The sequence below is a fragment of the Haliscomenobacter sp. genome (assembly GCF_033763495.1).
In the GTDB taxonomy this organism is placed as follows: Bacteria; Bacteroidota; Bacteroidia; order Chitinophagales; family Saprospiraceae; genus Haliscomenobacter.
This window is the reverse complement of record NZ_JANRKL010000015.1, coordinates 1-13,718: the sequence shown is the minus strand read 5'-3', so window position 1 is coordinate 13,718 and position 13,718 is coordinate 1. Positions and strand designations below refer to the sequence as shown.

Here is a 13,718-nt window from a genome sequence, read left to right as displayed (position 1 = left end):
TGATTTTGATTTTAAGCCGCTTAACCAACAAAATATCTTTGAAGACAGCAAACATACAAAATCCGCACCAATGAGTAGCAACAGGATTTACATATTTGATACCACCTTAAGGGATGGGGAACAGGTTCCAGGGTGTAAGTTGAACACCGAACAGAAAATTGAGTTGGCATTGGCCCTGGAAAAACTGGGTGTTGATGTCATCGAGGCGGGTTTCCCAATTTCCAGTCCTGGTGACTTTGCATCGGTGGAAGCCGTTTGTAAAGCCGTAAAGGACCCCGTAGTTTGTGGGCTTTCCCGATCGGTGGAAAAAGACATCAAAACTGCCGCCGAGGCTTTGAAATACGCCAAACGCCCACGTATCCACACGGGCATCGGTACTTCAGACTCGCACATCCTCCACAAATTTAAAGCCACCCGCGAAGAAATCATCGAACGCGCCGTTGCCGCCGTAAAATACGCTAAATCCTTCGTTGAGGATGTAGAATTTTACGCAGAGGATGCTGGACGGACCGACAATGAGTACCTCGCCAGGGTCATCGAAGCCGTAGTGGCTGCCGGAGCAACGGTTTTGAACATCCCGGACACCACAGGGTATTGCCTACCGGAGGAGTATGGCCTCAAAATCAAGTACCTCTACGAAAACGTGAAGGGCATTCACAAATGCACCCTTTCCACCCACTGCCACAACGACCTGGGGCTGGCCACGGCCAACTCCATTGCCGGGGTGCAAAACGGAGCACGACAGGTAGAATGTACCATCAACGGGATTGGCGAACGCGCTGGCAACACTTCACTGGAAGAAGTGGTCATGATTTTACGCCAACATCCTTATCTGGGCTTTACCACGGGCATCAACTCCAAGCTGTTGAACCCTACCAGCCAATTGGTCAGTGATCGGATGGGTATGCCCGTACAGCCGAATAAGGCCATCGTAGGCGCAAATGCTTTTGCTCACTCTTCCGGTATTCACCAGGATGGGGTGATCAAGCAGCGTGAAACCTATGAAATCATTGATCCATTAGAAGTGGGTGTCGACCAGTCGAAAATTGTGTTGACCGCCCGCAGTGGACGTGCTGCCCTGGCTTTCCGCGCCAAAGAAATTGGTCACAACCTGACCAAAGACGAATTGGATGTCACTTACGGCAAGTTTTTGGAATGGGCCGACCGCAAAAAAGAGATCGACGACAACGATTTGGAACACATTATTGCCGAAGCCAAAGAATTGGCAACAGTTATTTAACTAAATATTACCAAAATTTTACTTTGCCTTAAGACGCATTATCAACTTTTCATTCGTTATTGAGGAAAGAAAAAGGTTTCCCATTTTGGTGTTGCCAAAAGGAAACCTTTTTCTATTTTATTGCGTCTAATGATCAAACCCAATTGTGATAGTCCTTTTTACTGACAAATTATTGGTATCCCATGGAAAAAAAAATTGCCATACTCCCCGGCGATGGCATCGGCCCGGAAGTAGTTGAACAAGGCGTCAAAGTGCTGGAAGCCATTGCCGACCGATTCCATCACCAATTCCAATTGCATTATTTCGACATTGGAGCTGCCGCCATCGAAAAGTACGGCACTCCCCTACCTAATCATACCCTCGAAGGAGTACAACGTTGTGACGCCATTTTGTTCGGGGCGGTTGGTGATCCCAAATACGATGACCAGACCACCGTACAAACCCGTCCCGAACAAGGGCTGCTACAGTTGCGCAAAAAGCTGGGCCTGTTTGCCAACATCCGTCCGGTGCGCACCGTCAATTCCCTTCTGCACCTTTCTCCTCTCAAAAAAGAAAGGGTCAAAAATGTTGATTTTATCATTTACCGCGAGTTGACGGGGGGCATTTATTTTGGGGAAAAAGGCCGTAACGCTGATGGTAGCGCTTACGATGTCACGACTTATCACCCCCGTGAAATCGAGCGCATTGCCCGCTTGGCTTTTAAACAAGCAACCAAGCGACGCAGTAAATTGACCCTGGTAGGAAAAGCCAACGTATTAGAATCTTCACTCCTGTGGCGAGAAACAGTGAGCAAATTGGCCCAGAATTATCCAACGGTAAAATTGGAATACCTGAACGCCGATAATGCAGCCATGCAAATTGTGTTGAATCCTAAGGAATTCGACATCATTTTGACCGATAACTTGATAGGAGATATTCTTTCAGATGAAGCGAGCGCCATCACGGGTTCCATTGGTTTGCTGCCTTCGGCGTCTGTTGGTGATGGTACTCCCCTATTTGAACCCATTCACGGTTCTTTTCCACTGGCTGCGGGTGAAGATATTGCCAATCCTATTGCAACTATCCTTTCGGTTGCCATGATGTTGGATCATTTTAAATTGTACGAAGAAGCATCCGTGGTGCGCCACAAAGTGCGCAACGCCCTGGAGAAAGGCATTGGTACGGCTGAATTGCACCTGGATACGGTATACTCTTGTTCCCAAATGGGTGATATGATCGATCATTTGATTACCGATCATTATGATTTGGCGCACAGTATTAGTGTGATGGGTGAACGGGTTGCGACGATTATTTGATTTTTTTAAGTTGAGAAGGTTGAGGGAGATTGAGGCTGCTGAAGCGACTCAGACGCAGCTTAGCTGGTACAAGTCTCCAGATTTGTACCAATATTTTCGCGTCTCTGACGCACAAGCAATGTGAAAATATTGAGTAACATACACGTCAAAGACGTGCTGATATTGGTACAAGTCTGGAGACTTGTACCAGCGCCAGCGCTGAAGAGAGATGAAGAAGAAAATTTTAATATTTAGTTTATTATCCGTCCCATTCACAATCGGACTTATACTTATATTTCATCACCGTGATTTGCGTTGCCTTTTGGTGTCACAAAGCAAAGAATTTCGAAGGATTGTTGTTGAAAATACTCCGATTTTCGTTAGTATAGATACTCCTGAAGAGACTTTGAAAACCTTGGTTTACGTTTTTAAGCGCTCCAAAAATGAGGCTAAAACATTCTGGACAGGGTTTAGCAATGAGGCCACAATCATATATTGCCATAATGAAAGGGCTTACTCAAAATATGGGATGAAAGGGGTGCTTGCATTGACTCGATTGGGTTCTTACGTCATCCTGCCTAACGATGGCTTATATGTGGAGATCATTAGTCATGAATTATGTCATACAGAGTTGTTTGCTAGATTGGGGAAAAATTGGTGGGTTTATTATCAAAAACTACCGTGCTGGTTTGATGAAGGTTTAGCACTTCAGTTCAATAACACAGGTACGTATGAGAAAAACGCTTTGGACACAATAGGAAGATGGCCAATTAAAAAATTACGCACCATAGATCGTCCATGGAAATTTTATCGCAAGGATTCCAAAATCACTTTACACCATTACTTGGTAGCCAAAAAAGAAATTGCATCGTGGCTATCAGAACATTCCAAAACCGATCTGCTAAATGTTATTGATTCGCTTCGAGAAGATGGTGAGTTTTATGGTGTATACCACAGCAATCTTTAAAATAAAAAAGGGCAGCACAAAGAACCCCAAGCGAGAACCTTGTCAACGTCTAACTTTGTGCCCTTTGTGCTGCCTTTGTGCCCTTTGTGAAAATTATTTCCTCGTGCTACTACTTCAAGCTCAACTTCACCTCACTCTCCTTCCCATCCTTACTCAACACCACCTTGTAATCCCCACGTGGCAAATACATTTTGCCATCTTTCGCGGCTTTCAAGGTAGTAGGCCGCTCATCATCCTTGCGTGCCTTGTTCAGCTTCTGATCCATTACTGAAGCTTTGTCCGCATCCATGGTAAGGTTGTAGCTCAGGTAATTCAAGCCTTTTTTGGCGTCCGCGTCAAAGGTTTTGAGCACCACATCGTCTGATTTGATGCTGATCTTTACCTTTCCGGCCGCATTGACATACACAGGGAACTTCATCTCCGCTTTACCCGTATCCGCCCAAACCGCAAACACAGCGCCCCAACGTGGTGACCAACGCGGCGCATCGGGCTCAAATGCTTTGATGGTACTTGCCAGTACATCCGCCTTGAGTTGTTGCATTTCTTTGGCTTCGCCGATGTACAAAGAGCGACCATGCGTGCCTACCACGATCTCGCGTTCACGCGGGTGGATCACTACATCGTGTATCGGAGTGGCGGGTAGGCCGTTGTTCATCAATTGGAAACTTTTGCCCCGATCCAGGGAAATGTATAAGCCATGATCGGAACCAACGTACAGGAGATCAGGATTCACCGGGTCTTCTTTCACCACGTTGAGCGGCTCCATCGGCAAGTCTTTACCAATTGCCGTCCAGGTTTCACCGTAGTTGTCCGACATATAGAGGTAGGGCGTAAAATCATCGTAACGGTAGCCGTTAAGGGCCACATAAACCCGGCCTTCCACAAAACTAGATGCCTGAATACGCGCCACCCACAGGTCTTTCGGCAGGCCATTGGTGATCAGTTTCCAGCTCACCCCACCATCACGGCTGACGTGGATCAACCCATCGTCGGAGCCCGTGTAGAGCAAGCCAAATTTGAGCGGAGATTCGTGGATGCAGCTCAGGGTACCAAAGGGCACATCTCCTTTTTTACCCCCTTGGGTCAAATCGCCAGAGATTACTTCAAAATTGTCACCCTTGTTGAAGGAACGGTGCAGTTTGTTCGAAGCCATGTAGAGGATGTCCTGGTTGTGTACCGACAAATGGATCGGTGCTTGCCAGTTCCAGCGTAGAGGGCGCTCTCCAAATTTGTGGCGAGGGGTGATGAACTTGCGCTCACCCGTGCGGGTGTTCAGGCGGGTATAATTTCCAAACTGAGATCCAGAATATACTGTAGCATTATCGCGGGTATCCACCATCACCTGCATCCCGTCACCGCCACCAATACGCTTGTAAGGATACTGCCCACTGGAATACCAGCCACTTCCAGCTTGATAGGTACTTGGGCCCATCCAAACACCATTGTCCTGCAAACCACCATATACGTTGTAAGGAGTGGCCATGTCCACGTTGATGTAATAAAATTGGCCTACAGCAGGCGTATTGCAGTGTACCCAGTTTTCCCCATCATCGTAAGAGATATTGATGCCCCCGTCGTTACCGAGGATTAGGTGCCCGGGGCGTTTGCCATTGACCCACAAAGCATGGTGGTCACTGTGCACATTGTCGTCGTCAATGCTGCGAAAGGTTTTACCTCCATCATTGGAGCGCAAAACGGGCACTCCATAAACATACACTTTATTGGGGTCATTTGGAGCTACCCGCACCTGACCAAAGTAGTAGCCGTAGCTACTGTACACCTGATCGAGATAATCCTTGTGGGTGCGTTTCCAGGACTTGCCTTCATCATCTGAGCGGTAAATTTCCAAGCCAATCACTTCGCTTTCAAACAACAGAGAATTGGCATCTTCTGTAAATTCAACCAGACTAGCGGGTTTGGCCTTATCCGATTTGATCATTTCGCTTACCTTTTCCACCGTCAGATCGGCCGGAAAACGGTTGCCAGTCAGGTATTCCTTGATCTGGTATTTTTTCAAAGCCAAAAACTGCTCCTTGCTCATGGTACGCAATTGCGCGTTGGTGAGCATATCCGGCACATCGGGAGTTTCAGGCGCCCGACGGTTGTAATTGTCAATGGCTGCGTACAGCACTGCTTTTCCACCAGAACGAACAATGGCCAAACCAATCCGGCCAGCTCCTTCTCCGGTTGGAAAACCGGCAGTTGGAGTACTCAATAAAGTCCATTTGTTTCCCCCGTCAGTACTTTTGTACAAGCCTGTACCTGTGCCAGCCTCCACAAAATTCCAGGCCCGACGCTCCCGGTGCCAGGTAGCAGCATAAAGGATATTTGGGTTTTGAGGATCGATGACCAAATCGGCAGCACCTGCATTTTCATTGGCAAAGAGGGTCAATTTCCAGGTTTTGCCTCCATCAATGGTTTTGTAAACACCCCGTTCCTTATTGGGGCTGTACAAATGCCCCAGCACAGCAACCCAGGCAGTATTGGGATCAGTGGGGTGCAAAATGATGCGGCTGATGTGGTGGCTTTCTTCCAGGCCCAGGTGTTGCCAAGTTTTGCCTCCATCGGTACTTTTGTACATCCCGGCTCCGGCATAAGAAGAACGGCTGGAGTTGTTTTCACCCGTACCCAGCCAAATGATGTTGTTTTTCCAGTTGACGGCTACATCCCCGATGGTCATCACGGCCTCCTTGTCAAAAAGAGGTTCGAAACTGATGCCATTATTGGTGGTTTTCCAAAGACCACCCGAAGCAAAGGCAGCGTAGAAATGGCTGGGGTCGTCCTCTCTTACATCTACATCAACGATGCGTCCACTGTGTACAGTAGGGCCGATATTGCGAAACTCGACGCCATTAACCAGGGAATTGCTTTCCAAGGCCTTGCGTTGTTGCAACATGCTCTGCATCCGTTGGGCAGCGGGTGTAGCCGAAGGCTGTGCTTGCAGGGCAATACTCACGCAAAGCAGAAGTATGGGTAAAAATGGTTTCATTGGTGAATGTGCTTGTTTAAACTAATCCATGTAAGTGATGGGTGAAAATAGGGATTCTTGCAGGATCGCCCAAGCGCTGGTACTTTTTTAGAGATGAATGCACTCTGAACAGTGCTAAACAACCATAATTTGCTGCATTGTAACCACTAAAAAAGGAGTACACCTTACGATGCACTCCTTCAATTTCGGTAACTAGGCTAAACTAAAACATTAAACTGAGGTTCGCTCCATCCTGTTTAGTTCCGTTTGATCATAATCTTTTTCACAATTACCGCTCCGTCAACCAGCGCACGAAGCATATAGATGCCATCCTTTTGCATGGACAAATCAATTTGCTGCAAAGGCTCGTTGTTGGCTGATATCCAAACTTTTTGGCCTGCGTAATTGAATACTTCTACTTTGCTACATTCTTGGGCTGTCTCAGCTTCAAAGTAGATCATTCCTGTACTCGGATTGGGATAAACTTTCAAGGCTGATTGGGCTACAGGGCTGGCTTGCAGGGAAGTGCTTTGCAAATTTTGGCCCCCAGAAGCTGGCCCGATGTACAAGGCATCTAAAGCCATATCGCTCGTATTTGAAGCAGTTACCCCCCGGAAACGGATGCGGGTAGTGCCATTATTGTAGGGTTGGAGATCAACAGTAGCCTTGTGCCATTGATTGCCCTGATTGCCCGCAAGGGTCCATACTGTGGTCCAGGATACGCCATTGTTGGTGCTGACTTCCACGTTCAATACGCCCATTTGTGCTCCGTACATATGGTAATTGAATTCCAAAATGGGGTTGCTCACGCCGGTTAAATTCAAACACTTCTGGGTTTGTAATACCGCAGTCTGATTGGGATTTGATGAATTAATGAAGGCATAAAAAGAGCCGTGTTGCGCTACATCGGGTCCAGTATTGGCATTTGGTGTGGCAGCACTACGGCGCACCCAATTGGTCTGATAGCCAAAGACTCGTTCAAAGATGATGAAATTGGATTCAAAACTGCCACTCCAGGGAAAATTGCTGTACACAGTTCCACATCCACTAGCTGGTTCCGTGATCGTAACTGAACGAACGACCTGGCAATCCTTGGAATCGATGACTGTAACTGTGTAGGTACCTGCGGCGAGGCCATTGATATTTGACGTTGTAGCATTGGTGGACCATACGTAATAATACGGAGCCACACCTCCACTTACACTCGTGGAGATTGATCCAGTAGACTGCCCAGGTAGAGCAATATTGGTAGGGGTAAGATTGGCTTGAAGTGATGGTGGATCTTGTACCGCAACAACCGCACTTGCTACGCAGCCCAAGGAGTCAGTTACCGTGAGTGAGTAGGTACCAGCACTCAAACCCGTCAATATGGCGGTAGTATCTCCATTGGACCAGAGGTATTCCAGGGGCCCATTTGCACCAGTGGCCAGAGCCGTGATTTGGCCATTTCCGCCACCGTTGCAAGCCGGAGGCAACACTGTATTGGTAAGGCTGAGACTGCAATTTTGTCCATCATTGTAAAAGTGAATGTCATCAACTGCGAAATCCGCCTCGTTCCCGCTTGCCAAAAAACAGCCAATGCGGAATTGCACATTGGGCACATTGGTATAAGGACTCAAATCACAAATGGCTTGCTGCCAGGCATTGCCTGTGCCCTGATTGGAATAAAACAAGAGATCTTGTGGTAAAAAACTCCAAGTAATCCCACCATCAGTACTTGCCTGTACCGCATACTCCAGAATATTATTTCCAAAGGCATGATAGCGTATCGACATCTTGGGGGCTGCATAGCCTCGCAGATCAAAACATGGGCTGCGCAACAAGCCGTATCGCTCCCACAAATTGCTGTCGATAGAAGACTCCACGTAAAGATAATAATTGCCCGAATAGGCCGCATCCGGGCCCGTATTTGGAGTAGGTGTTGAACCGGTCCCGCGAATGAAATTTGCTTGTATATCTGGGTAAATCCAGGTATTCGACCAATTTTCCAAGCCAGTTTCAAAATCAAAGTGTTGAGGCAAGGTCGTAATTTGATTGGTACAATCATTGGGATGAGGGCAGCCGTTGCTGAGGTAAGCCCGGTCGTTGAGGGCAGTATAGGCCATGCGAGTTAACTGTTGGGGTGTAAAACGGTTTTTACACTGCACATGGGCATAGGACATGATGTTGGTGGGGTCTGGCTGATAAAGATCGCCATTGGCATCGCGGAAATTACCAACATAACTACAGCCATACATCATTCCACCACTGGCCAGGTTGGGGTCGGCGGGGGTGTCACAAATTTCATCCCCGGCGGTGCTACAGTTACTGCCATTCACCAATTCGTCACTCACGCCGGTTTTGCCATGCGTGTGGTACAATCCTAGGTAATGGCCCATTTCGTGCAGAAAAACAACAGGATCATCGGTACAGCCCTTTGCCAGAATGATGCGGTCAGCACTGGGTGGCAAACTGCTGTACCCACAAACCGGATTGCCCCCAATCGTTACCGCTTGGAACAAATACACATTGATGACATTGGGTACGTCTTGGGCGCTGAGCTGCGGTTCTTCACTTGAATCAAAGCCATACAAGGTGTTGTTGGCAAAATTGGTTTTGGCACTGCACTCGTAAAACTGAATGCCGTAAGAACCAAACAGAGCATTCAAGTCGGTCAAACAAGGAGTGATGTAATCGTAGCTGATTCTTGGGGTTGCATTAACTCCACTGGTGGCGATACATTCATGAAACTGAATGGGAATCCAGTGAATCGAAGAGGTCGAACGCAATGGATTGAATTGTTGCCGTTGCAGGCGAGTACGGTCAAAATGGGCAATTTGTTCTGCAGTTGGGTTGAATCCGCAGGACTCTTGCGCAAAAAGATTGAGGTATGCTGCTGTGGTCAATAGAAAACAGAGCAGGGTTTTCCAGTATTGGGACATATGATAAAAGGTTTGTTAGCAGTTTTGTGCCGTAAAATTGGGCAGCTTTGCCAAACCTTAAGCCACATATAGATAGATGTGGCTTCTGGATGAATAAGTGTTACAGGTAGGGAAATAAACGTCAGTGCAACTGCTCTAACAGCCGGAGTACTGCTTCTCTTTTCCGGTGGGACAAGGGCACCGATTGGTTGTCTTCCAGAATCAAACTTTCGGTATTCCGTTCAAAGCGCAGTACTTTTTCCCGATTGACCAGGTAAGAGTTATGGGTTCGGATAAACCCCAATGGCTCCAGAATTTGTGCAAATTCCTTAAGGTTTTTGGATACGGTGATGCAACGACCATCTTCCAGAAAAAAACGGGTGTAGGTGCCCGCAGCTTCGCAAAAATTGATCTCGCCTGAGCGCAGGTAATAAATACGTTCAGCATCTTTTAGGGCGATACGCCTGGATTGGTCTGGGTGTTGGTGTCCAAGCCTGGACAGGAGGAAATCAATCTGGGAGCTGAGCTGTTGGTTTTTAATATTATGTACAGCTTTTTGAACACTTTGCACCAGTAGTTCTGGCTCTATTGGTTTAAGTAAATAATCGATGGCGCTGTAGCGGAAGGCATCAATCGCATACTGGTTGTGGGCTGTGATGAAAATGACCTGAAAACTGCGCACTTCGATTTGGCGCAACAAATCAAAGCCAGTTCCTTCATTGAGTTCCACATCCAAGAACAACAAATCAATTAACTGTTGCCTTAACGCCTCTTTGGCTTCTTGAATGGAACTCGCGGAAAGAATGGTTTTGACTTCCGGGCAAAAAGCCTCCAACATCAGGTGCAACATTTCCCGGAGGGCCGGTTCATTGTCAACGATTAGTATTTTCATCCGGCTTTGACGATCAAGGGTAAAAAAATCTGGGCAATGACGCCACCTCCAGGTTTGTTTGCCAGGGTAAAATGAGCATTACAGCGGTGCCGCTGCCGCAGAATGGAGAGGGTGTCCTGAATGATTTGACTGGCGCGGGAAAGGTGATTTTTTTTCTGCTCCAATTGTTGATCCAAACCTTGCCCATTGTCTTCTACCTCCAGGATCAACTGCTGATCTTTTGTAGCCATAAACCGAATCTGCAGTACGTTCTGCCGATCATTTTGCCGAAATCCGTGTTCAATGGCATTTTCAGCAATTGGCTGGATCAACATTGGTGGCAACATCATGTGTTCCGAGTCCAATCCCTCTGCCACTGAAATGGAATATTCAAAAGTGGCCGGAAAACGTAAACGCTGCAACTCCAGGTATTTTTCTAAAAAGGCTTTTTCCTGCGCCAGGCTCACGTATTCCAGGTAGGTACTCTCCAGAATTTGCCGCATGATGGAGGCAAATTTGGAAAGGTACAGAGCAATGCTTCGTCCGTCGTTGGTGCGCATGGCCAGGACTTGTAAGGCGACCAGGGCATTGAAGAAAAAATGAGGATTCATCCTTGCCCTGTTGAGCCGTTGCTCCTTTTCCAGGGTCACCTGTCTCGCCTGCAAGGTGCGTTGACGAAGTAAAAACACCAGAGAAAAAATAACCAAAAATGCAGCAGCTATTGCCAGTAAAAGCAGTTGGTTGTGCAGGAGGGTGATTTTTCTGGACTGGGTTAGTTCCTGAATGCTTTTTTCTTTTTTTATGCCTTGGTACCGTTGTTCCAATTCGTTAATGGCATTGAATTGAGCGAGGGTGCTCAGGCTATCTTTGAGCTTACTCATTTTTTCATAAGCCATCAAGGCCTGTTTGTGGTGCCCTAGGCTCTTCTGTATTGCATAAACCTGTTTCAAGGCATTGATCTGCATTTGGGGGTTGAACAATTGGGCTTCCATCTGGGCCGAATCGGCATACAATGCGGCTTGCTGAGTTTGGCGAAGTTCCTGCAAGGCCTGACTTTTTAGTCGCAAGGCCTGGTAACGGTACAAATGGTGCAAATCCTTTGGCAAAAGTTGCAGCACACTATCCGCCAATCGCAAGGTCTGGTTAAACTGCCTATTGTACAGGGCCTGGGTCGCCAATCCGAGGTAGGCATCGATTTGGGTGTGAACGTTACCCAATTTTCGTCCCAGAAACAGGCCCGCTTTGGCTGCCAAATAAGCCGAATCAAGGTACTTCTTGTCGTGATTTTGCTCATAGAGGCTATTGTAAGTAGCTCCCTGTCGAGACAATACAATCCCCAGTTCATCCTTATTCTTGATTTTTCTGGCCAAAGTTTCTGCCTGCTTTTGATACACCAGGCTTTTTTCATGCTGCTCGGTTTGGGAAAAAATGACGGAAAGGCTGGTTAGCGCTCGTTGTTGAGCGAAAACATATTTTGCCATTTCCCCATGGCGTAACGCTTTTAGGAAATAATCAGCAGATTTTTGGTATTGGTTTTGGTTAAGGAAATAGTTGCCGTACGTGTTGAAGTACCTGGCGTAAGCCTTGTGCGCACATTGCACGGAATCCAGAAGCCGTTTTTCCTCCTGCATCAGACTAGACACCTGCCGGATATCATTTTTGTTGAAATAGTACTGGGCCATTGAGTTGCAATAGGAAATGCGGCAAGCAGCGGTGCCTACGCTGCGAATTTTTTCAAATTCCAATACGGCAGAATCCACTTTCCCGGCATTAAAAAACTGGATAATCCTGGGCCGCAAGCGCAGTTCTTCAGCGCATTCACACTGATCCTGAGTTTGTCCAAACAGCGGTAAAAAAGGGACAAGCAAACAATAGAAAAAAGATGGGATTTTCATGAAAGATCGGTTTCTGGGTAGACGCAAAACAAAGATACCCTGCTGCATTGAATTGGAGAAACCACGCATGCTTTGGCCGAGTGTTCGATCATCCTCATTTAGTTATCGCTGGATTCCATTATCTTTAGGCCATGCTCCTGATTGCTGCGGGTGGCATACTGGCGGCCCTATACTGTCAACAGATTCCGTTTACCTTAAAAAGTCCAACATGAAAAAATGGCTTTTCCTGCTGTTGTTTTTGCCAATTTTTCTTTTTGCCCAAAAGAAAAAAGCCACCCTAAGCCCAAGCCCAACTCCCGAAATTTACTTCCCCAGTGCCCAAAACTGGGAAAAACGCGACCCCGCATCCCTGGGATTAAATCCAGCTAAAATTAAAGCAGCCATTCAATACGCTCAGGAGCAAGAATCCAGCACCACCCGCGATTTGGAACTGGCCCATTACCAAAGTTTTGGCCGGGAGCCTTTTGGAGAAGCCGTAGGGCCACTCAAAGCACGGGGGCCTTCAACCGGTTTGATCATCTACAAAGGGTACATCGTAGCTGAATGGGGAGAACCCAATCGGGTCGATATGACCTTTAGCGTCACCAAGAGTATGGTTTCCAGCACTGTTGGCCTGGCCGTAGACCGAGGGATGATCAAAAGTGTGCACGACACCGTTTATCCCTACATGGCCCCGATCTGGGTAATGGAACCGGGAAAACGTTTCGACAGAGCTGAAGCCATGGGCCAGCCCCAGCTTCTGGATTTGTTCGATACTCCGCACAATCGCAAAATCACCTGGGATCAGCTTTTGCGGCAAACCAGCTCCTGGCAAGGAACGCTGTGGGGCAAGCCAGATTGGGCGGACCGCCCGGCCCAGGATTCAAAAACATGGCTCAACCCAGTTAGGGCTACACCGGGTACAGTGTATGAATACAATGATTGCCGAGTCAACGTTTTGGCACTGGCTACACTCAACATCTGGCGGCGCCCCTTACCTCAGGTGCTTAAAGAATACATCATGGACCCCATCGGCGCATCTAATACCTGGCGCTGGTATGGCTACGACAACTCCTGGGTATTGATGGATGGGCAAGTAGTTCAATCGGTGAGTGGTGGTGGCCACTGGGGCGGTGGCATGTTCATCCATGCATATGATATGGCGCGTTTTGGTTACCTGAGTTTGCACAAAGGCAAGTGGAAGGGGCAACAGTTGCTTTCTGAAGATTGGTACAAAATGGCCACTACTCCAACCCAGGCCAAAACTGATTATGGCTTCATGAACTACTTTTTGAACACGGATCAAAAGGCTTTGCCGAGTGCTCCCGCAACTGCTTTTTGGCATTTGGGCAATGGAAACAACGTGATATTTGTGCTGCCTGATCAGGATTTTGTGGTGGTTGCCAGATGGTTAAAGGGGGATGGAATGGATGGTTTGGTGAAGCGGGTATTGGAGGCGAAGGAGTAATTCGGTTTTTTTTTGCATGAAAATCAATTTCTTAGCAAAAAAGGTGTATCTTTGTCCTGGCAAATCGCCATATCACCATTTTAGTTTTTTCCAATGCATACTGGAACAGTAAAGTTTTTCAACGAATCCAAAGGTTTTGGATTCATCGTTGATGAT

8 protein-coding genes are annotated in these 13,718 nt (G+C 47.3%); 4 read left to right on the top strand and 4 right to left on the bottom strand.

The window, feature by feature from the left end; all coding sequences use genetic code 11:
• Nucleotides 1–70: 70 nt before the first annotated feature.
• From SFV55_RS01015 to SFV55_RS01005, 3 genes are all read left to right on the top strand, one after another.
• A complete protein-coding gene (locus SFV55_RS01015; RefSeq protein WP_413776677.1) occupies nt 71–1,240 on the top strand; it encodes a 2-isopropylmalate synthase in 1,170 nt (389 codons plus the stop codon).
• A gap of 182 nt (nt 1,241–1,422) precedes the next feature.
• Nucleotides 1,423–2,535, top strand: a complete 1,113-nt coding sequence (gene leuB, locus SFV55_RS01010; RefSeq protein ID WP_320027579.1) for a 3-isopropylmalate dehydrogenase — start codon at nt 1,423–1,425, stop codon at nt 2,533–2,535.
• Between the two features lie 208 nt (nt 2,536–2,743).
• A complete protein-coding gene (locus SFV55_RS01005) occupies nt 2,744–3,481 on the top strand; it encodes a hypothetical protein (protein ID WP_320027578.1) in 738 nt (245 codons plus the stop codon).
• Between the two features lie 109 nt (nt 3,482–3,590).
• Here SFV55_RS01005 and SFV55_RS01000 read toward each other — a convergent pair whose 3' ends face one another.
• The 4 genes from SFV55_RS01000 to SFV55_RS00985 form a co-directional block, all read right to left on the bottom strand.
• The gene (locus tag SFV55_RS01000; RefSeq protein ID WP_320027577.1) at nt 3,591–6,470 is read right to left on the bottom strand and encodes a VPS10 domain-containing protein; all 2,880 of its coding nucleotides are present in this window, start codon (nt 6,468–6,470) and stop codon (nt 3,591–3,593) included.
• Between the two features lie 236 nt (nt 6,471–6,706).
• Nucleotides 6,707–9,370 carry a T9SS type A sorting domain-containing protein gene (locus SFV55_RS00995; RefSeq protein ID WP_320027576.1) on the bottom strand — a complete coding sequence of 888 codons (2,664 nt, stop codon included), beginning with the start codon at nt 9,368–9,370 and terminating at the stop codon, nt 6,707–6,709.
• Between the two features lie 121 nt (nt 9,371–9,491).
• Nucleotides 9,492–10,241: a LytTR family DNA-binding domain-containing protein gene (locus SFV55_RS00990; RefSeq protein WP_320027575.1), complete on the bottom strand. Its 750-nt coding sequence runs from the start codon at nt 10,239–10,241 to the stop codon at nt 9,492–9,494.
• Nucleotides 10,238–12,115: a sensor histidine kinase gene (locus tag SFV55_RS00985; RefSeq protein ID WP_320027574.1), complete on the bottom strand. Its 1,878-nt coding sequence runs from the start codon at nt 12,113–12,115 to the stop codon at nt 10,238–10,240. The genes SFV55_RS00990 and SFV55_RS00985 overlap by 4 nt, the downstream gene beginning before the upstream one ends.
• Before the next feature lie 208 nt (nt 12,116–12,323).
• On the opposite strand from SFV55_RS00985, the gene SFV55_RS00980 reads away from it, so the two are divergent.
• Nucleotides 12,324–13,562 carry a serine hydrolase domain-containing protein gene (locus tag SFV55_RS00980; protein WP_320027573.1) on the top strand — a complete coding sequence of 413 codons (1,239 nt, stop codon included), beginning with the start codon at nt 12,324–12,326 and terminating at the stop codon, nt 13,560–13,562.
• Nucleotides 13,563–13,718: the final 156 nt, after the last annotated feature.